The following is a 22,359-nucleotide window of genomic DNA, read 5'->3' as shown; positions in this document are numbered from 1 at the left end:
GGAACGCAGGCAGAACAAGCCCCAAGCAAGACCTTTGGGAGCGCCCTTTCGTGGCTGATCAGAAGGCCTCGACCTCGATCGAGGCAGTGGAGAGCGGCCTCGCCGCGCAGGGCTACATCGCGAGCCGGCAGATCGCGACCGCCGTCTATTTGTCGCAGCAGATCGAGAAGCCGATCCTCGTCGAGGGCCCCGCGGGCGTCGGCAAGACCGAGCTTGCCAAGGCGATCGCGGCCTGGCGCGGCATGAAGATGATCCGCCTGCAATGCTACGAGGGTCTCGACGAGGCCAAGGCGCTCTACGAGTGGAAATACGCCAAGCAGCTCCTCTATACGCAGATCCTCAAGGACAAGCTCGGCGAAGTCCTCGGCGGCGCGCAGACGCTGCACGCCGCGCTCGACCAGTTGCACGATTTCGGCGACGTGTTCTTCTCCAAGGAATTCGTCGAGCCGCGCCCCTTGCTCCAGGCGCTGGAGCAGCCGGGCGGCTGCGTGCTCCTGATCGACGAGATCGACAAGTCGGACGCCGAATTCGAATCGCTGCTGCTGGAGATCCTGTCCGATTTCCAGGTCACGATCCCCGAGCTCGGCACCGTCTCGGCGATCACGCCGCCGACGGTGATCCTCACCTCCAACAGCGAGCGTGACCTCGGCGACGCCCTGAAGCGGCGCTGCCTGCATCTGCATATCGGCTTCCCCGAGCAGCGGCTCGAGGAGCGCATCGTCGAAAGCCGGGTGCCCGGCATCTCGCAGGCACTGCGCCGGCAGATGGTCGGCTTCATTCACGAGATCCGCTCGCTGGATCTGAAGAAGCTGCCCTCGGTCAGCGAGACCATCGACTGGGCGCGCGTGCTGGTGCTGCTCCAGGCCACGGAGCTCGATACCGAGCTCGTCAAGGACACGCTCAACGTGCTGCTGAAATACGAAGCCGACATCGAGGCAGCAGCGCCGCAGGTGACGACCTTCATTGCCAAGGCGGCACGGTCCAACGTCTTCGGTTGACGCCGATGCGCGAGAACCTCCATCGTTTCTTTCGGGCAGCACGCGGCGTCGGCGTTCATGTCTCGCCTGCCGAGAGCATCGATGCGATGCGCGCGGTCGCGCAGGTCGGCCTCTCCGATCGAACCATCCTGCGCGACGCGCTGCTTCTGACGCTCGCCAAATCGCAGGACGAGAAGCTCGCGCTCGGCGACTGCTTTGATCTGTTCTTCAGCCAGCCGGAGCCGCGACAGGATCAGACCGAAGCGGGCAGCGAGGAGAACGCCTCGCAGGATCCGGATCAGTCGCCCTCCTCCGGCTCGGCCAGCGAAGCGGGCGAGGGACAGCCTCCCGAGGGCTTGGGCCCGCTCGCGCAGATGCTGCTGTCGCAGGACCGCAACACGATCGCAGCGGCGATTGCCAGCGCTTCCGGCACGGCCTCCCTGTCGGATATCCGCTATTCCACCCAGCGCGGGATCTTTTCCAGCCGCATCCTCGATGCCATGGGCCTCCAGCGCCTGCGCGACGATCTCGACGCGCTGACCGCGACCAACCCGGCACTGGCCGAGCGCCTGCGCGCCGCGCTCGACGCCTTGCGCGAAGCGGTGCGCGAAACCGTCTCGCAGGGGCTCGCGCTCTACGCCCGCGAGGAGGCCGAAAATCTCCGCAACGAGATCCTTCGCAATGCGCCGCTCGCCCGCATCGAGCGGCGCCAGGTCGCGGAGATGCGCGCCCTCATCCGCCAGATCGCGCGCCGCCTGCGCGAGCGCTATTCGAAGCCGCGCAAGCGCCAGCGCCGCGGTCATCTCGACGTCCGCCGCACACTCCGCCGCAACGCGGCCTGGGGCGGCGTGCCCTTCCTCACCGCATGGAAGCGCAAGCATCGCGACCGGCCGAAGATCGTGGCGCTCTGCGACGTCTCGGGATCGGTCGCGCAAGTCTCCGATTTCTTCCTGCTGCTGATCCACTCGCTGCACGAGGTGGTCGACGACGTCCACTCCTTTGCCTTCTCCTCGCACATGATCGAGGTCAGCGAGATCCTGGAAAAGAAATCGCCGGAAGAGGCGATGGCCGAGATCATGTCCAAGGTCGGCTTCGGCTCGTCCGATTACGGCTCTTCGCTGGTCGATTTCGAGAAGGACTTCATGAGCACGCTGACGCCGCAGACCACGGTGATCGTGCTCGGCGATGCCCGCAGCAACAACCTCGACCCGCGTGCCGACATCCTGCGCCGCATCTCCGAACGCTCGAAGCGGCTGGTCTGGCTCAATCCCGAAGGACGGCTCGCCTGGGGCTTTGGCGATTCCGAGATGCCGCGCTACGCGACCTTCTGTACGGTCGTGCGCCAATGCGCCACCGCGCAGCAGCTTGAGCGCGCGGTGTCAGATATCGTGGCGACTTATCAGTAGGTCTTGCTCGCGGCCAGCGTCAGTTCCGTGCAAGCTCCGCCTGGCCGATATTGCACTCCCGGAAGTGATAGGCAATTTCGTCGAGCGCGCGCTGCTCCCATTCCTCGGCTTGCGCGAGCCAGAAAACCCGGCGATCGAAATCGAGCGCGGCGCGCTCCCGGCACAGGGATTCCTGACTGCGAATTTTGACCAGCCTGTTCATGCACTCCACTCCTGCAGCGTGAAGTCATTCCCCGGGGATCACCGTAACAGAATCCTCAACCTTTCGCTTCACGATTTCTGTGCCTATTGCGACGCAGAATGGGACAGCAGCGCTTCCCGTGCACCGCGACAACTTGCAGTGCAGCATCAAACCGAATTCATCAATATGTGATCGAAGCTCGGGACAATATTCGCCAACGAGCGATCTTTACCCTTGTGGCGCAATGAAGTGCGGCAATTCGTGAAGAGACGTTCTAAACAGCGCACCGAATTCCCGACTCATTGTCGTCGCATGGTCTTCATGCAGCCCCGCTAACAGAGGCGCGCGAATGGTACTATCGCTTGAGGCAACATGAGCAACGACGTCGACTTCGATCTCTCGCCGGACCAGTGGGAAGCCCTGCGCACACTTCGCAACCCGGTGTCGGGCGGTCGCCTCTCGAAGGCCTATCTTATCGAAAGTCTCGTCAAGTTCGGTCTCGTTGTCGTCAATGACGGCATACCTGTGATGACGCCCACGGGACGCAAGGCGCTCGTGCGCGGATCATGCCGGCTGCTGGATCTTGCGGCATGAGGTTGCCTTTCGTTTCGGCGTAGGCATAACGACTGACGGGTCCCGCGCTTCCTCCCCACGCGACTGTTCGGCGAGATAGCGAAGGCGTGGAGTGATGGGTTCCGCGCCCCCCGACACAGCGCTCCTGAAGCGTTGCGTCGCGCCGCCCGGGATAACAGGGCGACCTCCAGGCCGCTTTCCGGAACACACCGCGACAATCTGGCACGGTTGTTGCTCCTTTTTGACGTCCAAGTCGCGTCAAACCGGGGAAATCCACCATGTCGACCATCACCGCGGCGCCCGCCGCCGAGCCGAAGCCGCTCTACACCTCGCTGTTCGTCCAGGTCCTGGCCGCGCTGGTGCTTGGCGTCATCCTGGGCATGGCCGTCCCGGACTTCGCGATCGGGCTCAAGATCCTCAGCGACGCTTTCCTGAAGCTGATCTCGATGATCGTGGCGCCGATCGTGTTCTGCGTCGTCGTGCACGGGATTGCCGGCGCCGGCGACCTCAAGAAGGTCGGCCGGGTCGGCGTCAAGGCGCTGGTCTATTTCGAGATCATGACGACCGTCGCGCTCGTCGTCGGCCTGTTGCTTGCTTACCTCTTCGGGCCCGGCCACGGCATGAACATCGATCCCTCCACGCTGGATGCCAAAGCGCTCAACACCTACGCCGACAACGCCCACAAGCTGTCAGGCGGCGGCATCGGCGCCTTCCTGATGAACGTGATCCCGACCACCTCCTTCGACGCGCTGTCGCGCAACGACGTGCTCCAGGTGCTGTTCTTCGCGGTTCTGTTCGGCGTCGGCCTCGCGCTCGTCGGCGGCGAGAAGGGCAAGCTCGTCACCAGCATGATCGATGCCGCCTCCACCGTGCTGTTCCGCGTCATGGGCCTGATTGTCCGCGTTGCCCCGCTCGGCGTGCTCGGCGCGGTCGCCTACACCGTCGGCAAATACGGGGTCGGCTCGCTCAAGCAGCTCGTGTCGCTGGTGATGCTGTTCTACATCTCGGTCGGCATCTTCGTGCTGGGCGTGCTCGGCGGCGTGATGGCGCTCGCCGGACTCAACATCCTCAAATTCCTCGCCTACCTGCGCGAAGAGCTGACCATCGTGCTCGCGACCGCCTCCTCCGATGCCGTGCTGCCGCAGATCATGAAGAAGCTGGAGCGGATGGGCGTGAAGGATTCCGTGGTCGGTCTCGTGATTCCGACCGGCTATTCCTTCAACCTCGACGCCTTCTCGATCTATCTGACGCTCGCCGTCGTCTTCATCGCGCAGGCGACCAACACGCCGCTGTCCTTCGGCGATCTCCTGCTGGTTCTCGGCGTCTCCCTGATCACCTCGAAGGGCGCGCATGGCGTGCCGGGTTCGGCCATCGTGATCCTGGCGGCGACGCTCAATGCGGTGCCGAGCATTCCCGCAATCGGGCTCGTGCTGGTATTGTCGGTCGACTGGTTCATCGGCATGGCCCGCGCGCTCGGCAACCTCGTCGGCAACTGCGTCGCGACGGTCGTGGTCGCGGCCTGGGAAGGCGATCTCGACCGCGCCAAGGCGGCCAAGGTGCTGGAGGGCGGCGAGCTGGTGGACGTGACGGCGGGATAGCGCCCCCGCGGATCAGTCATTCCATTGCAGGAGCGGCGTTCCATACGCCCTCCTCCAGACCGACAGGAAGCGCGGAAACCAGGAATGGGCCACGGCGCCCTTGTAGGCCCAGGTGCGATACTTCAGCCCCTGTTCCGAGATCAGCTCCTGATATCCGCCGTGCACTTCGGTCGCGGTGCGAATGTCCTTCAATATCCCTTGCGCGCAGGCCCGGTAGTGATCGCCGCCGGAGACCTCGTCGTAGTCGAGCATCCGGTCCGCGAACTCGACGTTGAACGTCGGCCAGGACGAGCGCCCTTGATAGGCGGGAGCCGCAATCTTGTGGATCATCTTGTTCCGCGGATTATCCGCGGACACCAGGAAGTGGAACGTAGAGGGTATGCGAAAGCGCGGCTCCGCGATGATCAGATCCGCCGTCGCCGCGAACAGCGCCCGCTCGCTCGCATCGTTCATATCCCAGAAGCCGCGATGCACGCTGACGAAATCCAGCGCGACCGAGGACACCGGCAATCCCTTCGGACCATCCAGCGAATGCCTGATGTAGCCGTCTTTGCCGAACAGACGGAGCAGGGCCTTCTTGTACTGCGCAAGGCCGCGTCCGAGCAGCCGCTTCAGCTCGTTCTCGTCCACGATGCCGAGCTGCACGCTCCACAGGAAGGTTGTGTAGACGCAGGCATTGGTGACAAAGCGCCTGCGTTCCGCACGGGTATCCGTTGCAGCGGAGCGAGGGCCACGGGCATCGCACAGCAAATACCTGGTGCCGTCATCGTCGAACGGCTCGAGCTCGCTTGCGAGCTGCAGGACCGCACGCTTCAGGTCACCGCCATATTCGGCCAGCAGCAGCCGGCCGGCATGCGCGCATTGTGCCATCGCCAGATAGGACGGCGCCCTCTGATCGGCCGAGATCATCTGCTGCAGGCCGGCCAGAATGCCGAGCAGCGTATCCGAGGGGCGCGAAAAATAGTTCACGCCGAGGTACCGACCGCGTCCCGCCGGGACGATGGTGGTCGTGACGACATCGGCGCGAACCGCCTCGAGCAACAGACGGATGCTCTTGTCGAGCAGCCGGGCCCGCCGCACCGCGTCCTGCGCATCCATGATGGTCTCGGGGTCGAGGACATCAGGATAGAACCAGGCGAAGTCACGGGGATAATAGGCGGATGCGTGCGGCGCGCCGGTGACGAGGAAGGCCTCGGTCACCGAAAAGGCGCTGTCCATCGAGTGCCGGTAAAGGTCCTCGATGGCCGACAACGAATGGTGCGACCTTCTCAGGAATCGATCACCGAGAAAATTGACCGCCTGGAGGGCGTTGGCGAAAAAGGTTGCGGCCACGCCTTGGTAAAATCGGTTTCCGCGATCTGAGGGCAACGAGATATCGCTATTCATATGTGGCTAGGGTAACTCCGACGGTGCGGCCACCACCCAAAGCATGGCTGATTCGTATTTCGTCCAGATGACGCACCGGCTTCCAGCGGGGCTCCTTCAGCCTACCCTTCCCGGGGCCTGAAATTCTCGATCACCCGCAGCAGCACCCGCGCACCGGCGTCGGCATCGGCGAGCTCCACATGCTCGTCCGGGTGGTGGCTGATGCCGCCGCGGCAGCGGACGAAGACCATGCCGACATCGGCGATGTCGATCATGGCCATGCCGTCATGCCCTGCTCCGCTCGGCAGCTCGAACACGGAGAACCCCTCCGCTCCGATCGCCTGCGCGATCTGCTCCTTGAGCCACGGCGCGCAAGGCGCGGTGCGGTTCTCGTGGGTGACGTCGAGCTGGAGGGCCAAGTGCCGGCGCTTGGCGATCGCCTCGATCTGGCGGACGACGTCAGCCACCGCGCGCTTGCGGTGCATATCGGTCGGCGCGCGCATGTCGATGGTGAAGGACACCTCGCCCGGAATGACATTGGTCGCGCCGGGCCTCGCCTGGATGTAGCCGACGGTGCCGACCAGCCCACTCTCGTCGGTGCGGCAAAATTGCTCGATCGCCCCGATGCATTCGGCCGCGCCGGCGAGCGCGTCGCGCCGAAGCGCCATCGGCACGGTACCGGCGTGCCCTGCCATGCCGGTCAGCCGCGCGGCAAGGCGCGTCGCACCGGCGATCGCGGTGACGACACCGACAGGCAGGTCCTGCGCTTCCAGCACCGGCCCCTGCTCGATGTGCAATTCGAGATAGGCAAGCAGCTCGCGCCGCGCCCGCGCGGCCGCTCCGATATGATCGGGATTGAGGCCGAACTGCACGAGCGCATCGCGCATCGACACACCGTCGCGGTCGCGCACATTCAAGACACTCTCGTCAAAGGTGCCGGCCACCGCACGGCTGCCGAGCAAGGTCGAAGCGAAGCGCACGCCCTCCTCGTCGGCAAAGCCGACGATCTCGATCGCGAACGGCAGGCGCTTGCCACGGCGATTGAGATCGGCAACGCAGGCAATGGCCGTGATCACGCCCAACGGCCCGTCCCATTTGCCGGCATCGCGTACGGTGTCGTAGTGCGAGCCGAGCATCAGGCAGGGCGCACCCGGCCGCTCGCCTTCGTAGCGGCCGCAGACATTGCCGATCGCGTCAAGACGCGCGCTCATGCCGGCATCGCGCATCCAGCTCAGCAGGAGGTCCGCCGCCTTGCGCAACTCCTTGGTGAGATAGATGCGGGTGAGGTTGTCGCCTGCTTCCGAGATCGCAGCCAGATCGTTGATCCCTCGCACGATCTCTTCGCCGAGCGATGCATTTTGAACGGCGTTGACGGCACTCATCTCGACGAGCTTTCTCTTCTCTGGACCGCGGCAGCGGCTGTCTGGCGACCATCGGTACACGTTCGGCGGCCAGTCACGCACCGGCGCCCGTCCCAACCTGCGCGTGGTTAGCATGAATGCGCGTACGCGGCAGGCTGCGTCACGCCGGTCATGCACAGGCGCACCAATAGTTTCACCTTTATCAGGACCCGAACGGCCCGCATAATCAATATTTTCAATCGGTTATCCGGAAGGTACCGTCAATGAACCCAGCCGGCTGGTGGAGATGTTCCACGGCGAATTCGTGTATGAAGGACGGGCCAGCGAAGCTGGTCATGCGACGATCGGCCGGCGCATGGCGGGGCACTGACGGCGGAGGATCGATGGCCAACGCATCCGAGCGTGACGAGCATTTTCTGCGTTTGTCCTTCGCGGTCGCCCGCCGCTCCCTCACCCATGGCAACCACCCGTTCGGCTGCATCGTCGTCGATGCGGACGGCAAGGTGCTGATCGAGACCGAGAACGGCTACATGCCGGATCATGACGGCACCGCGCATGCCGAACGTCTCGCGGCCACCCAGGCCTGCCGCACACTCGGCCGCGAGGTGCTGGCGACAGCGACGCTCTATTCCTCGGCAGAGCCCTGCGCGATGTGCGCCGGCGCGATCTACTGGGCCGGCATCGGCCGCGTCGTCTACGGCCTCAGCGAGCATCGCCTGCGCGGCGTCACCGGCAACCATCCGGAGAACCCGACCCTCGACCTGCCGTGCCGCGAGGTCTTTGCCAGCGGCCAGCGGCTGACCGAAGTCGTTGGTCCGCTGCTCGAGGACGAAGCCGCAGCGCTGCACGATGGCGTGTGGACGAAGTAGACACAAACTCCGATCAGTAGGGTGCCGATCAGAACTTCACGGTGATGCCGGAGTAGAGCGAGGATTCGGTGCACGATCCCGTGCTCACCGTCCGGCCACCGACCGCCGTGGTACAGCCGACGGCAAGGTTGTGATCGAGACCGAACTTGTTCTGCCAGTAGCGGTAAGCCACCCAGACGTCCACGAAGTGCGAATACTTGTCACCCCAGGCGGCCTTCGAGGCATCGAAGGTCAGGCGGATGGGCTCCGAATTCAACTCGACCGCCGTGTTGTAGACGCCGTTCGCCGGGCTGTAGGCAAGCGGTTGGGTGTCGGTGCCCTTCTTGCCGTACCAGCCGGCGCGGCCGCTGATCGAGAAATATTGCATGTTCGGCGGCAGGAAGCCGAGATCCATATAGTAATTGACCTCGACCGCCCAGGTCGGCTTGAACGAGGTGTTGCCGTCTGCAAGACAGCTCACGCCGGGAACGCCCGCACCGAACAGTCCGCACTGGCTGAACGAGTTGTGATTGGCGAACTCCCAGTACACCAGCGGCGCGACGTTGATGTAACCCTTGTAGGGCAGATCGAACGCAAACTGCAGACCGCCGACGACGTCGCGCTTGGCGGCGCCGAAATACCGGTTCTCCGTGTTGGCATCCATGCCAACCTCGAACGAGATGTTGTGAAGCGGCCCCGCGGTGAAGGCCTTGGTGTCGAAGAGCTCATTCCAACCGAACGTCGAGCGGAACAGTCCGTAGATCTCCGTTGCACCGGCGCAAATTGCCGGCGCGCCGAAGATCGTGCCCGCGTTGGTGCAGGGCCCGGACGGATCATTGTGATCGGACTTGAACATCGAGATGGTGAAGAAGTTCGTGCCGTATGCCCAGAGATCGAAATGCGTGAACGAGTAGACCTGCTTGGTGGTCTTGCTGTCGATCGATCCATCCGGCCGGAACGACCATGCACCGGGCTGCGAGGCGTTGAAGATGTAGGAGAAGGTGACGCGGTTATCGATCACCAGGAAGAACGGGAGATCCGCCGCCTTCTTGGCAGCCTTGACCGGCAGATCCGCCGCGAAAGCCAAGCCACCGGTGGCGAGCGTAGCAAGTGACAGCGCCGCTGCTGCAATTGCCCTGAAACGAAACGACATCCTGAATACCCCCAAGTGTGGACACGTCAATGAACGCCCTTGGGTGCGAGACTTGCGCCGATCTCCCGGAGGGAGAAGCCTCAACTTTTTTCAAGGCATGCCGCTTGTTTCGGCAAGGGGCGGCGTCTCTTCGTAGGATTTAGCAGGCTTTCTGCAGCAGGCATGCGGCCGGCGACGCCGGCTGTTGCCGGACATTCCCGTTTGATTTCGCTCTTCTTTCATGCCGAGCGGATATTGCAGGCGCGATGGTCGGGAGCCAATGTTGCGTCGATCCGCATTGCATAAGCGCGATGGCGCAACTTTGCTCACTGCGACGTCAGGTCTGCATAGCGGGTTCCGATTTGGCTTGGACCGTCACAAATCTGCAACAGGCGCCGGCGACAGCCAAGCCGGCATGGCCGAGCGTGGGCGTTTGAGCAGGGGGGCTTCGTCTCGGCCGGCGCAGGCGCACCGACACAAGGTGCCTGCCACAGCGTTGAGCAAGGGATGACGCATTTTCACACCTTACGCCGGGGCTCAAACTGGCCCACTATCGCGGCATTTCACCATGCAAGCGCATCAGCGAATGTTGGATTCGACACCTGACGACCTGAATTCCGGCGAGCCCCCGCTGCTGCGGACGATCGGACTCACCAAACGCTATGGCGATTTCCTCGCCAACGATTCCATCGACATCGATATTTGGCCCGGCGAAATCCACGCGCTGCTCGGCGAGAACGGTGCCGGCAAGTCGACGCTGGTCAAGGCGATCTACGGGCTGATCCAGCCCAGCGCCGGCGAGATTCGCTGGCAGGGCCAACAGGTCGTGCTGTCCGGTCCCTCCGAAGCCCGCAGCCGCGGCATCGGCATGGTGTTCCAGCACTTCTCGCTGTTCGACAATCTCACCGTCGCCGAGAACGTCGCGCTCGGCCTCGACGGACGGGAGCCCTTCAGGGACATGTCGGCGCGACTGGAGCAGATGTCGAAGACTTACGGCCTTCCGCTCGATCCCAAACGCGAGGTCTGGCAATTGTCGGTCGGCGAGCGCCAGCGCATCGAGATCGTCCGCGCGCTGATGCAGGATCCGAAATTCCTGATCCTGGACGAGCCCACCGCCGTCCTGACGCCGCAGGAAGCCGATCAACTGTTCGTCGTGCTGGAGCGGCTCAAGGCCGAAGGCCGCGCCATCCTCTACATCAGCCACAAGCTCGAGGAGGTGAAGCGGCTCTGCGACACCGCCACGATCCTGCGCGGCGGCAGGAAGGTCGAGACCTGCGATCCCCGGCGCGAGACCGCGGCCTCGCTCGCCCGCATGATGGTCGGCGGCGAGATCAAGCAACTGAAGGCGGCATCCGGCCGGAAGACCACCGTTCCGCGGCTCGTCGTCAACGATCTTTCGCTCGCACCAGGCGAAGCGCACGGCGTACGGCTCGAGCACATCTCGTTCGAGCTGAAGGGCGGCGAGATCCTCGGCATCGCGGGCGTCGCCGGCAACGGCCAGGACGAACTGTTCGCCGCGCTGTCCGGCGAGCGCCTGTCGAAGGACCCGGGCACGGTGGTGATCGAAGGCATTGCCGCCGGCCATCTCTCCATCACGCAGCGGCGCAAGCTGGGTGCTGCGTTCGTTCCCGAGGAGCGGCTCGGTCATGGCACCGCACCGCGCATGAAGCTCTCGGAGAACGCGCTGCTCACCGGACACGCCGCCAGCGGCATGGTCCATCGCGGCTTCATCAATACGGCGGCCACGCTGAAGACCGTCGACCGTGCGACCGAGACGTTCGACGTCCGCAAGGCCAAGCGCGATCCGGAAGCCGCATCCCTCTCCGGCGGCAATTTGCAGAAGTTCATCGTGGGACGCGAAATCCTGCGCAACCCCGCGGTGCTGGTGGTGAGCCAGCCGACCTGGGGCGTCGATGCCGGCGCCGCCGCCGTCATTCGCCAGGCGCTGCTGGATCTGGCAACCGCGGGCGCCGCCGTTCTCGTGACCAGCCAGGATCTCGACGAGCTCGCTGAGATCGCCGACCGCATCGCCGTGATGTTCCACGGCAAGCTGTCAGCACCGCTCGCGACCCGCGAGGCGACGCGCGAAAAGCTCGGCCTTCTCATGGGCGGCAGCAGCCTCGAGCCAAGGGAGGCCGCGCATGCAATTGGTGCTTGAGAAGCGCGCCGAACGCTCGGGCACGATCGCGCTGGTCTCGCCGCTGATCGCGATCGGACTGACGGTCGTCACCATGGTCATCCTGTTCGCGATCCTCGGCAAGAATCCGCTGCTCGCCTTGCACGCCTATTTCATTGCGCCCTTGACCGACGGCTATTCGCTCCAGGAGATCGCGGTGAAGGCGACGCCGCTGGTGATGATCGCGATCGGGCTGTCGCTCTGCTATCTCGCCAATGCCTGGAACATCGGCGCAGAGGGCCAATTCCTGATCGGCGCAGTTGCCGGAAGCTGGATCGCGGTGAAGACGCAGGGCACCGATGCTGGCGCCTGGGTGCTGCCGGCGATGCTCGTGCTCGCAGCCGCCGCGGGCGCGCTCTATGCGCTGATCCCGGCGATCTGCAAGGTGAAGTTCGGCGCCAGCGAGATCCTGACCAGCCTGATGCTGGTCTATGTCGCCGACCTCTTTCTCGACTATCTCGTGCGCGGGCCCTGGCGCGACCCCAACGGCTTCAACTTCCCGACCACGGCCGAGTTCGATCCGGTGGCGACTGTCCCGTTGCTGATCGAGGGCGGGCGGCTGCATCTCGGCTCGATCATTGCGCTTCTTGTCGTCGCGGCGGCCGCAATCCTGCTCGGGCGAACCATCAAGGGTTTCGAGATCCGCGTCGTGGGCGCAGCCCCCCGTGCCGCGCGGTTCGGCGGCTTCAACGCCAATCAGCTGATCATCCTGACCTTCGCGGTATCAGGCGCGCTCGCAGGTCTCGCCGGCATCATCGAGGTCGCAGGTCCAATCGGACATCTCCAGCCTGGCATCTCCCCGGGCTACGGTTTTACTGCGATCATCGTCGCCTTCCTCGGCCGGCTGAATCCGCTTGGAATATTAATTGCAGGCCTGTTCCTTGCACTGACCTTTATCGGCGGCGAGCAGGCGCAGATCGCGATGAAGATTCCATTGGATGTCACCAAGGTCTTTCAGGGCATTCTGCTGTTCTACGTGCTCGCCTGCGATTCCCTGATCCTCTACCGCTTCAAGTTGAGCTTCCCGAACCGTCAGGTGGCCCGTGGAACTCATTGAAGCCATCATCCTCTCGGTGCTCGCCGCGTCAACGCCGCTGCTGATCGCCGCGACCGGAGAGCTCGTGACCGAGCGCTCCGGCGTGCTCAATCTCGGCGTCGAGGGCATGATGATCGTTGGCGCGGCCTGCGGCTTTGCCGGCGCATGGCTCACCGGATCGATCTTCATTGGCGCGCTGTTCGGCATCATCGCGGGAACGATGATGTCGCTGATCTTCGCATTGATGGCCCTCGGGTTCGCCGTCAACCAGGTCGCGACGGGTCTTGCGCTCACCATCCTCGGCGTCGGGCTGTCCGGGCTGATCGGCGCCGGCTTCGTCGGCGAGCGCATCACGCCGGCAGTCCATCTCGCCATTCCGGGCCTCACTGACATCCCGCTGGTCGGGCGCGTGCTGTTCGGCGAGGACGGCTTCGTCTACTTCTCGATTGCACTCGTCGTCGGCGTCTGGTGGTTCCTGTACCGCACGCGGGCGGGATTGATCCTGCGCGCCTGCGGCGACAACCACGCCTCTGCGCACGCCCTCGGCTATCCCGTGCTGCGCATCCGCACCTTCGCCGTGATGTTTGGCGGTGCCTGCGCAGGCCTTGCCGGCTCTTATCTGCCGCTCGCCTATACGCCGTTCTTCATACCCGGCATGACCGCGGGCCGCGGCTGGATCGCGCTGGCGCTGGTGGTGTTCTCGTCCTGGCGGCCGGGCCGGCTCGTGGTCGGCGCCTATCTCTTCGGGGCAGTGACGATCCTGCAATTGCACGCGCAAGGCTGGGGCATCGGCATTCCCTCGCAATTCATGTCGGCGCTGCCTTATCTTGCGACCGTCATCGTGCTGGTCCTGCTCTCCCGCGCGCGCAGCGGCGGCTCGACCGCCCCGGCCGCGCTCGGCACCGTGTTCGTACCTGACCGCTGAATTTCATTTCCGCGGCGCGCGCGATGGGGCGCGCGCGTTGCGCATCGTGGCTTTCCCCTGATGTTTGGAGATCGATGATGAGGAAATCCCTTCTTGCGCTGGCTGCCGGGCTTTTGCTGGCCGGAAGCGTCAGTGCAACCTCCGCCGCCGACAAGCTCAAGGTCGGCTTCATCTATCTGGGTCCGATCGGAGATTTGGGCTGGACCTATCAGCACGATCTCGCCCGGCAGGCGCTGGTCAAGGAGCTGGGCGACCAGATCGAGACCACCTATCTGGAGAACGTGCCTGAAGGCCCCGACGCCGAGCGCTCCATCGAGCAGCTCGTCCGCGCCGGCAACAAGCTGATCTTCACGACGTCGTTCGGCTACATGGATCCAACGCTGAAGGTCGCGAAAAAATATCCGAACGTGCATTTCGAGCACGCCACCGGCTACAAGCGCAACCCGAACATGTCGACCTATTCGGCCAGATGGTGGCAGGGCCGCTACATCCAGGGCCTGATCGCGGCCAGGATGACGAAGTCGGGCGTGCTCGGCTATATCGGCTCGTTCCCGATTCCGGAGGTCGTCTCCGGCATCAACGCGACGATGCTGGCGGCGCAGACCATCAAACCTGACATCAAGGTCAAGATCATCTGGGCCAACACCTGGTTCGACCCGGGCAAGGAGGCCGACGCCGCCAAGGCGCTGATCGACCAGGGCGCCGACGTCATCATGCAGCACACGGATTCGCCCGCCGCGATGCAGATCGCCAGCGAACGCGGCAAGCTCGCCTTCGGCCAGGATTCCGAGATGATCAAGTTCGGGCCCAAGACCCAGCTGACCTCGATCCTCGACACCTGGGGCCCCTACTACATCGAGCGGGTCAAGGCCGAGCTTGCCGGCACCTGGAAGTCCCAGGACAGCTGGGGCGGCCTCGACAGTCACATGTTCGCGATGGCGCCCTATACCAACATGCCTGACGACGTGAAAAAATTGGCTGAGGATGCCCAAGCCGCGATCACTGCAGGCAAGCTGCATCCGTTCAAATGCCCGATCGTTGGGCAGGACGGCAAGCCGGTCGAGTGCAAGGGCGGCGATCACCTCGACGACGGCCAGATCCTCGGCATGAATTTCTACGTCAAGGGCATCGACGACAAGCTGCCGGGCAAGTAGCACGCTTCTTGCTTAGGCTAGATCACCTGCTCCTCCCGGAGGAGGTTCGGAGGGGGTGGCCAGAAGCACCCGGCACTTGTGGTCGCCCCCTCTTTCTATCCTGCCTTGGCATTATCCGGCCCGCATGGCCTGCGCCGCCGAACTGTGGCGGCTGATGAGGTCTGCCACGTCGAGGCCCGGGATCGCACCGTCGATCACGGCCCATTTTCCCGCCACCATCACCCGGTCGGCCCGATGCGCTCCGCACAGCACCAATGCGGCCAAGGGGTCGCCATGACCGGAGAAGCGCAATTCGTCGAGCCTGAACAGCCCGAGGTCCGCAGCCTTGCCGACGGCGATCTCGCCGAGTTCCGGCCGGCCGACGCAGGCTGCCGACCCCTTGGTCGCCCAGCGCAAAGCATCCTTGTGGCTGACCTTGGACACCCCGTAACGCGCCCGTTGCAGCAGGAAGGCGGCGCGGACCTCCTGCATCAGGTTGGAGCCGTCGTTCGAGGCTGAGCCGTCGACACCGATCCCGATCCCGACGCCGGCCTCCTCCATCTCGCAGACAGGACAGCAGCCGGACGCCAGCAGCTGGTTGCTGCACGCGCAATGGCTGATGGTCGTCTTCGCCTTGCCGAGCCGCTTCATCTCATCGGCGTTGAAAAATATGCCGTGGGCGAGCCAGGTCCGCGCATTGAGCCAGCCGCATTGCTCGAGATAATCGAGCGGACGGCAGCCATACATCTGCTGGCAGAATCTGTTTTCGTCCTCGGTTTCGGCGAGATGGGTGTGCAGGCGCACGTCGAGCTTATCAGCGAGATCGGAGGTGGCGCGCATCAGCGACGTCGTCACCGAGAACGGCGAGCACGGCGCCAGCGCGATCTGCACCATCGCGTCCAGGCCGCGCTGGTGGTGCTTGGCAACCACGCGCGCGCTGTCTGCGAGAATCGTGTCCTCGTCCTGCACCACGCTGTCAGGCGGCAGGCCGCCGTCGCGCTGCGACAGGTTCATCGAGCCGCGCGTCAGCAGCACCCGCACGCCCAGACGCTTCGCCACGGCGACCTCGATATCGACGGCATCTTCGAGGCCCGCGGGGAAGACGTAGTGATGATCGGTCGTGGTGGTGCAGCCCGACAGCAGCAGCTCGGACATCGCCACGGTGACGCCGAGCTCGAGCGCCTCGGGCGTCAGCCTCGCCCACACCGGGTAAAGCGCCTGGAGCCAGGGGAACAGCTCCCGATCCATCGCCGCCGGCAGCGCCCGGGTCAGCGTCTGGTAAAAATGATGATGGGTGTTGATCAGGCCCGGCAGCACGACATGTTCGCTCGCATCGAACACCACGACATCAGCGGTCGCTGGCGCGGCGCCAGCCGGCACGAGCTCGACGATGCGGCCGTCCTTTACCACGATCCCGCGCTCGGCACCGTCGGCGAGGATGGCCAGGGGATCCCTGATCCAGATCGGCTTTGCGTCGCTCATGATCCCGCTTCTCCTTTACATCCGCTGACAGGCCAGCCAGGTAAACGCTGGCCCAGCCACCTTCGCGCCAGGACTTGTTTTATTGCGACTTGTTTGTTGCCACTTGGCTCCGGTCTTGCAAGACTCATCGGCACGATTCACCGGCGGAAGCTTTGGCGCAGCCATGGATTTGAACACCATCACGACGGTCGCCCATCCGCAAACGCGAGCGCAATTGCCGGCCTGGACGGCAGGCGACGCCTGGCTCGCGGGCGGCACGTGGTTGTTCTCGGAGCCGCAGGTGCATCTGAAGCGGCTGATCGATCTGACCGACCTGAAATGGCCGGCGCTGACGATCACGGACAGCCATCTCTCCATCGCCGCCACGTGCACGGTCGCGCAGCTCGACGGACTTGCCTGCCCGTCCGATTGGCTCGCCGCGCCGCTGATCAACCAGTGCTGCCGCGCCTTCCTTGCGTCGTTCAAGATCTGGAAGACCGCGACCGTCGGCGGCAATCTCTGCATGTCGCTGCCGGCGGGACCGATGATCTCCCTTACTGCAGCGCTGGGCGGCGTCTGCACCATCTGGAAGGCTGGCGGCGGCGAGCAGAGGATTCCTGTCGTCGACTTCGTCACCGGCAACCAGCGAAATCGCCTGACACCGGGCGACCTGCTTCGCCAGATCGATATTCCGATCGCCGCGCTGAAACGCCGCACGGCATATCGCCAGATCTCGCTGGCGCCGGTCGGCCGCTCGGCGGCGCTCCTGATCGGCAGCCTCGATGCCGACGGCACGCTGACGCTCACGGTCACCGCGTCGACGGCGCGGCCGATCCAGCTGTCCTTTCGCCGGGCCCCGGACGCGAGCGCGCTGGGCGACGCGATCGCCCAGCAGATCACGGACGATCTGTACCACACCGACATCCACGGCCGGCCGCTCTGGCGCAAGCACATGACATTGCGGCTCGCCGAAGAGGTTCGCCGCGAGCTGCTGGGGGCAATGCCGTCATGAGCTTCGAGGTCAACGGCAAACCGTTTGCGCAGGAGCCGCGCGCCGGCCAGTGCCTGCGCACGTTCCTGCGTGAGCTCGGCCATTTCGGCGTGAAGAAGGGCTGCGACGCCGGTGACTGCGGCGCCTGCACCGTGCTGCTCGACGGCGAGCCGGTGCACAGCTGCCTGATCCCGGCGTTCCGCGTCGAGGGACGCAGTGTGACCACGATCGAAGGTCTGGGCGGAGACCACGGCACGCATCCGATGCAGCAGGCTTTCCTTGACGCGCAGGGCTTTCAATGCGGCTTCTGCACCGCCGGCATGATCCTGACCTGCGCCTCGCTGAATCAGGCCCAGCGGACCGATCTCGGCGCGGCGCTGAAGGGCAATATCTGCCGCTGCACCGGCTATCGCTCGATCGAGGATGCATTGCTCGGCAAGACCAATGTCGAGGCGAGCGTCGAGCCCGGAGCCGCGTTTGGCCGCAGCCTGCCGGCGCCGGCAGGCCCCGACATCGTGCGCGGCGACGCGCGCTACACCTTCGACACCGCCATCGAGGGCCTGCTTCACGTCAAGCTGGTGCGTTCGCCTCATGCCCACGCCAGGATCGTCGCAATCGACAAGTCGGAGGCGCTGAAGGTTCCCGGCGTGCACGCGGTGCTGACGCATGAAGACGCACCTTCGATGCTGATCTCGACCGCGCGGCACGAGATGGACTGGATGGACCCCGAGGACACCCGCGTTCTCGACGACGTCGTCCGCTTCATCGGCCAGAGGGTTGCCGCCATCGTTGCCGAAAGCGAAACCGCCGCCGAGGAGGCCTGCCGCCGGCTGAAGTTCGATTATGAGATTTTGCCTGCGCTGATCGATCCGGAGCAGGCGATGGCGCCCGGTGCGCCCGTCATTCATCCCGACCGCACCACCGCGAACCGCATCGCCGACGCTCAGCGCAACCTCGCTGCGGAGACGCATGGCGAGTTCGGCAACGTCGCGGCGGCGCTCGCGATAGCTGCCGTCACCTTCGAGGGCACCTTCCACAGTCATCGCGTGCAGCACGCGGCACTGGAGACCCATGGCGGCCTCGCCTGGCTCGATGCCTCGGGCGTGCTCAATGTCCGCACCTCGACCCAGGTGCCGTTCCTGACCCGGCGCGCGCTGTCCGACATCTTCAAGCTTCCTCCCGACAAGGTCCGCGTGTTCTGCGAGCGCGTTGGCGGCGGCTTTGGCGGCAAGCAGGAGATGTTCGTCGAGGACATTCTGGCGCTCGCTGCGCTCAAGACGGGACGTCCGGTGAAGCTGGAGCTCACCCGCGAGGAGCAGTTCATCGCGACCTCGACGCGGCACCCGATGCGGGTCCACATCAAGGCCGGAGCGGATGCCGGCGGCAAGCTCACCGCGCTCAAGCTCGACGTGCTCTCCAACACCGGCGCTTACGGCAATCACGCCGGCCCGGTGATGTTCCATTCGCTGTCGGAGTCCATCGCGGTCTACAATTGCCCGAACAAGCGGGTCGACGGTCATGCCGTCTACACCAACACGGTGCCGGCGGGCGCGTTTCGCGGCTATGGCCTGCCGCAGACGCTGATCGCGATCGAGGCCGCGATCGACGAGCTGGGCCGGCAGCTCGGCATCGACCCCTACGAGATGCGCCGGCGCAACATCGTGAGGGATGGCGATCCCATGCTGTCGCCGCCGCCGTCCGAATTTCACGACGTGCTCTACGGCTCCTACGGGCTCGACCAGTGCCTCGACATCGTCGAGCGCGCGATGCAGGCCGACGGCCCGCAGCCGGACCTGTCGCCGGACTGGCTGATCGGCGACGGCGTCGCGCTGACCATGATCGACACCGCGCCGCCGGCGGGCCACCTCGCCGACGCGACGATTACGCTCAACGATGACGGCGGTTTCGATCTCACCGTCGGCACCGCCGAATTCGGCAACGGCACCAGCACCGTGCACCGGCAGATCGCCGCGACCACGCTCGCGACCACTGTCGACAGAATCCGACTGCGCCAGTCCGACACCGCCCATGGAGGCCACGACACCGGCGCCTATGGCAGCGCCGGCATGTTCGTCGCCGGCAAGGCGACCCATGCGGCTTCTCTGCAGCTCGCGACCGAATTGAAGGCGGCCGCCGCCGGCGCGTGGCTGTGTGACGTCGGGAGCTGCGTGCTCGAGGACAACGCCATCGTCAGCGGCGTCCGGCGCATGCCTTTTGCGGAGCTGGTGAAGCTCGCGCGCGAGCGCGGGCAGCCGTTCGCAGGCAGCGGCAATTCCGAGGGAACACCGCGTTCGGTCGGCTTCAACGTCCAGGGTTTTCGTATCGCCGTGAACAAGGCCACCGGCGAGCTCAGGATTCTCAGGAGCGTGCACGCCGCGGACGCTGGAGTGGTCGCCAATCCCATGCAGTGCCGCGGTCAGGTCGAAGGCGGCGTGGCGCAGGCGCTCGGCGCCGCGCTCTACGAGGAGATGGTGATCGACGCCGAGGGGCGCGTCACCAACCCGAAATTCCGCGACTACCACCTGCCCTCCTTCGCGGACGTGCCCCGCACCGAGGTCTTGTTCGCCGAGACGTCCGACACGATCGGGCCGCTAGGGGCGAAGTCGATGAGCGAGAGCCCATACAATCCGGTCGCCGCCGCACTCGGCAACGCGATCGCGAACGCCACCGGCATCCGCTTCACCGCGCCGCCCTTCAAGCCGGACCGGCTGTTTCCGGCGCTGCACGCGAAGTTCGGCGACTCCACTGGGACGCGATAGCTCGACCACGGCGACGCTGTTCTCCCTCGCCCCGCTTGCGGGGAGAGGGTTGGGGTGAGGGGGAGTCTCCGCAAGGACGGTGACAGTTGAACGCGTCGAGAGTCCCCCTCACCCGAATTCGATCTACGATCGAATTCGACCTCTCCCCGCAAGCGGGGCGAGGTGAAGAGCGCGCCTTGCATTCAGCTGCCGCGATAGGTCGAATAGCTCCAGGGCGTGACCAACAGCGGCACGTGATAGTGCCCCTCTGGCTCGCTGACGGCGAAGCGCAGCGGGATCTCGTCGAGGAACGGCGGATCCGACAGCGGTACGTTGCGCTCGGCGTAGTATCTGGCAACGCTGAATTTGAGCTCATAGCGGCCGATCGGCAGCGGGCGACCGCCGATCAACGGCTGATCGGTGCGACCGTCCGCATTGGTCACCGCGCGCGCGATCACACGGCTCTCGCCGAGGCTTGCGAGCTCCACGAGCTCGACCGGGATGCCGCACGCGGGCTTGCCGGCGTGGTTGTCCAGCACATGGGTCGAGAGCCGGCCGTGCACCTTCAGCCTGTCGTCGGCCATGACGAGCTGATCCAGCCGCAGCGCGGAGATCCGGCCGATCTCCTCGATCGCGCGCCGCGTCTCGGTCTTGGCGATATTGCGTAACCGCGTCTCGAAGTCGCGCAGCACGGAATCCCGGGTGTGGCGGCGCACGCAGACGATATAGGGGAAGCCGAACTTGTCCCGATAGGCGCTGTTGACGCGCTCGAACGCCGCGTATTCGGCATCCGACAACCTATCGAGGCCGGCGCTGTTCTGCTCGTCGGTCGATTCCACTGTCAGCCCCGCCGCGCGCTGGGTCTTGCTGGCGAGATCCGGATGCGCCCGGATCAACGCCAATTGCACGTCGGGCTCGGCGCTCTGGATCGCCGCCATCAGCGCCGTGTGCAACTGATTGATGCCGGCAAACGGTCGCTTGTCGGCGAGCTGCTCGGCGATCCACGGCGAATATTCGACGACATTGGCGAGCGCCGCGACGAAGTCGGCCTTGCTTGCGGCATTGAGGTCGGACAGCGATATCTGCGACATCGTCCTCAACCGATCTCGAACGCAGTGGCCGCGAGATGCGCATGCTTGTCGTGCCAGTGCTGGGCGATCTGCAATCGCGTCGGCACCCAGACGCGTTCGTGCTTGCCGATATAATCGAGGAAGCGCATCAGCCCCGCAGCGCGTCCGGGCCGGCCTGCGAGGCGGCAATGAAGGCCAACCGACATCATCTTCGGCGCAGTTTCGCCTTCCGCATAGAGCACGTCGAAGGCGTCCTTCAGATAGGTGAAGAACTGCTCGCCCTCGGCAAAGCCTTGCGGGTTGATGAAGCGCATGTCGTTGGCGTCTAGCGTATAGGGAATGACGAGCTGCTTGCCGCCCGCGCTCTTGACCCAATAGGGCAGATCGTCGGCATAGGAGTCGCAGAGATAGAGGAAGCCGCCCTCCTCCATCAGCAGACGGTTGGTGTTGATCGAGGAGCGCCCGGTGTACCAGCCGAGCGGCCGCGATCCGGTGGCCTCAGTGTGGACGCGGATCGCTTCCGCGATCTCGGCGCGCTCCTGTGCCTCGGTCATGTCCTTGTGCTCGATCCATTTCAGGCTGTGGCTGGCGATATCCCAGCCCGCCTCCTTCATGGCGGCGACGATCTCGGGGTTGCGCTTCAGCGCGGTGGCGACGCCGAACACGGTGGTCGGCCAGTTGCGCGCGGTGAACATCCGCCACAGCCGCCAGAAGCCGGCCCGCGAGCCATATTCGAACATCGATTCGATATTGGCGTGGCGCTGGCCCGGCCAGGGCTGCGCGCCGAGCACGTCGGACAGGAACGCTTCCGAGGCGCGATCGCCGTGCAGGATGTTGTTTTCGCCGCCTTCTTCGAAATTGACGACGAACTGCACCGCGACCCGCGCGTTGCCGGGCCACTCGGGGTGCGGCGGGTTGCGGCCGTAACCGCGGAGATCGCGCGGGTAGCGTGTGTCAGCCACTCAGACTTCCTCGAAGCGGATCGGCAGCGCGCCCTTCCACAGCACGCTCTTGCCCAACGTCGCCAGATTCTCCAGGCCCGAGGTCAGCGTGATGAAGTGGTTGCCGGCGAGCTGGCCCATCTTGCTGGCGAAGTGAACGCCGCCATAGGCCAGCAGGATCTCGGTCTCGCTGATGCCGCCGGGATAGAGTATGATCTGGCCCGGCGCGGGATAGCTGGTGTGGTTCTCGTAGCCGACGCCGAAATCGAGATCGCCGAGCGGCATCCACACGCCCTCGCCGCTCCAGCGCACATGGATGATGTGGCTTTCGAACGGCAATGCCTTGCGGAAGGCGGCGACGGTCTTGGGTGCCAGCTGCTCCTCGAAGCGGGCATCGAAGGTGAAGTCGCCGGCACGGATAACGAGTTTGCTCATCTCATCTCTCTG

At 64.9% G+C, this 22,359-nt stretch carries 19 protein-coding genes; 11 read left to right on the top strand and 8 right to left on the bottom strand.

The genetic code is table 11. The features are described 5' to 3' along the window. Positions 1–50: 50 nt before the first annotated feature. On the top strand, positions 51–998 hold the full coding sequence (locus tag GDN70_RS12755; protein WP_028142645.1) for a MoxR family ATPase: 948 nt from the start codon (positions 51–53) through the stop codon (positions 996–998). A gap of 5 nt (positions 999–1,003) precedes the next feature. Beyond that, positions 1,004–2,383, top strand: coding sequence for a VWA domain-containing protein (locus GDN70_RS12750; protein WP_038949181.1), 1,380 nt, complete (start codon positions 1,004–1,006; stop codon positions 2,381–2,383). Between the two features lie 19 nt (positions 2,384–2,402). On the opposite strand, the gene GDN70_RS12745 is transcribed toward GDN70_RS12750, so the two are convergent. Beyond that, positions 2,403–2,585, bottom strand: coding sequence for a hypothetical protein (locus GDN70_RS12745; protein ID WP_028142647.1), 183 nt, complete (start codon positions 2,583–2,585; stop codon positions 2,403–2,405). A gap of 351 nt (positions 2,586–2,936) precedes the next feature. Between GDN70_RS12745 and GDN70_RS12740 the strand changes: the two genes are divergently transcribed. Next, positions 2,937–3,158 carry a hypothetical protein gene (locus tag GDN70_RS12740; RefSeq protein WP_028142648.1) on the top strand — a complete coding sequence of 74 codons (222 nt, stop codon included), beginning with the start codon at positions 2,937–2,939 and terminating at the stop codon, positions 3,156–3,158. Positions 3,159–3,415: 257 nt separating this feature from the next. After that, positions 3,416–4,735, top strand: coding sequence for a dicarboxylate/amino acid:cation symporter (locus GDN70_RS12735; protein WP_038949183.1), 1,320 nt, complete (start codon positions 3,416–3,418; stop codon positions 4,733–4,735). Between the two features lie 12 nt (positions 4,736–4,747). On the opposite strand, the gene GDN70_RS12730 is transcribed toward GDN70_RS12735, so the two are convergent. Then, complete coding sequence (locus GDN70_RS12730; protein WP_152102597.1) at positions 4,748–6,121, bottom strand: hypothetical protein; 1,374 nt, start codon at positions 6,119–6,121, stop codon at positions 4,748–4,750. Positions 6,122–6,222: 101 nt separating this feature from the next. After that, a complete protein-coding gene (locus GDN70_RS12725; protein WP_152102596.1) occupies positions 6,223–7,482 on the bottom strand; it encodes an allantoate amidohydrolase in 1,260 nt (419 codons plus the stop codon). Positions 7,483–7,844: 362 nt separating this feature from the next. Here GDN70_RS12725 and GDN70_RS12720 point away from each other — a divergent pair, with 362 nt between their 5' ends. Continuing rightward, a complete protein-coding gene (locus tag GDN70_RS12720; RefSeq protein WP_028142652.1) occupies positions 7,845–8,330 on the top strand; it encodes a nucleoside deaminase in 486 nt (161 codons plus the stop codon). A 28-nt stretch (positions 8,331–8,358) separates the two neighbouring features. Here GDN70_RS12720 and GDN70_RS12715 read toward each other — a convergent pair whose 3' ends face one another. Further along, a complete protein-coding gene (locus GDN70_RS12715; protein ID WP_152102595.1) occupies positions 8,359–9,462 on the bottom strand; it encodes a hypothetical protein in 1,104 nt (367 codons plus the stop codon). Between the two features lie 565 nt (positions 9,463–10,027). Between GDN70_RS12715 and GDN70_RS12710 the strand changes: the two genes are divergently transcribed. From GDN70_RS12710 to GDN70_RS12695, 4 genes are all read left to right on the top strand, one after another. Then, positions 10,028–11,599 (top strand): ABC transporter ATP-binding protein, encoded by a 1,572-nt coding sequence (locus tag GDN70_RS12710; protein WP_152102594.1) that lies wholly within the window; start codon positions 10,028–10,030, stop codon positions 11,597–11,599. Beyond that, the gene (locus GDN70_RS12705; protein WP_028142655.1) at positions 11,583–12,674 is read left to right on the top strand and encodes an ABC transporter permease; all 1,092 of its coding nucleotides are present in this window, start codon (positions 11,583–11,585) and stop codon (positions 12,672–12,674) included. Before GDN70_RS12710 ends, GDN70_RS12705 begins: the two co-directional genes overlap by 17 nt. Next, complete coding sequence (locus tag GDN70_RS12700) at positions 12,661–13,578, top strand: ABC transporter permease (protein ID WP_028142656.1); 918 nt, start codon at positions 12,661–12,663, stop codon at positions 13,576–13,578. The genes GDN70_RS12705 and GDN70_RS12700 overlap by 14 nt, the downstream gene beginning before the upstream one ends. Positions 13,579–13,655: 77 nt before the next feature. Then, the gene (locus GDN70_RS12695) at positions 13,656–14,732 is read left to right on the top strand and encodes a BMP family ABC transporter substrate-binding protein (RefSeq protein WP_173015794.1); all 1,077 of its coding nucleotides are present in this window, start codon (positions 13,656–13,658) and stop codon (positions 14,730–14,732) included. A 111-nt stretch (positions 14,733–14,843) separates the two neighbouring features. Here the strand turns inward: GDN70_RS12695 and GDN70_RS12690 are convergent, their stop codons facing one another. Next, a complete protein-coding gene (locus GDN70_RS12690) occupies positions 14,844–16,193 on the bottom strand; it encodes an 8-oxoguanine deaminase (RefSeq protein WP_028142658.1) in 1,350 nt (449 codons plus the stop codon). 163 nt (positions 16,194–16,356) lie between these two features. Here GDN70_RS12690 and GDN70_RS12685 point away from each other — a divergent pair, with 163 nt between their 5' ends. Beyond that, entirely contained in the window at positions 16,357–17,184 is an 828-nt protein-coding gene (locus GDN70_RS12685) for an FAD binding domain-containing protein (RefSeq protein ID WP_038949191.1), read from the top strand. Further along, the gene (locus GDN70_RS12680) at positions 17,181–19,922 is read left to right on the top strand and encodes a molybdopterin-dependent oxidoreductase (protein WP_152102592.1); all 2,742 of its coding nucleotides are present in this window, start codon (positions 17,181–17,183) and stop codon (positions 19,920–19,922) included. The genes GDN70_RS12685 and GDN70_RS12680 overlap by 4 nt, the downstream gene beginning before the upstream one ends. Positions 19,923–20,104: 182 nt before the next feature. Here GDN70_RS12680 and uraD read toward each other — a convergent pair whose 3' ends face one another. The 3 genes from uraD to GDN70_RS12665 are packed head-to-tail and all read right to left on the bottom strand — an operon-like array spanning position 20,105 to position 22,347. Then, positions 20,105–20,992 carry a 2-oxo-4-hydroxy-4-carboxy-5-ureidoimidazoline decarboxylase gene (uraD, locus tag GDN70_RS12675; RefSeq protein WP_152102591.1) on the bottom strand — a complete coding sequence of 296 codons (888 nt, stop codon included), beginning with the start codon at positions 20,990–20,992 and terminating at the stop codon, positions 20,105–20,107. Positions 20,993–20,997: 5 nt separating this feature from the next. Then, complete coding sequence (gene puuE, locus GDN70_RS12670) at positions 20,998–21,933, bottom strand: allantoinase PuuE (protein ID WP_028142662.1); 936 nt, start codon at positions 21,931–21,933, stop codon at positions 20,998–21,000. Continuing rightward, the gene (locus GDN70_RS12665; RefSeq protein ID WP_014493672.1) at positions 21,934–22,347 is read right to left on the bottom strand and encodes a DUF3830 family protein; all 414 of its coding nucleotides are present in this window, start codon (positions 22,345–22,347) and stop codon (positions 21,934–21,936) included. Between the last annotated feature and the right edge of the window lie 12 nt (positions 22,348–22,359).

This window comes from Bradyrhizobium sp. TM102 (genome assembly GCF_009176685.1).
Classification (GTDB): domain Bacteria; phylum Pseudomonadota; class Alphaproteobacteria; order Rhizobiales; family Xanthobacteraceae; genus Bradyrhizobium; species Bradyrhizobium ottawaense.
The sequence above is the reverse complement of the archived record's forward strand: the minus strand, read 5'-3'. Positions and strand labels throughout refer to the sequence as shown.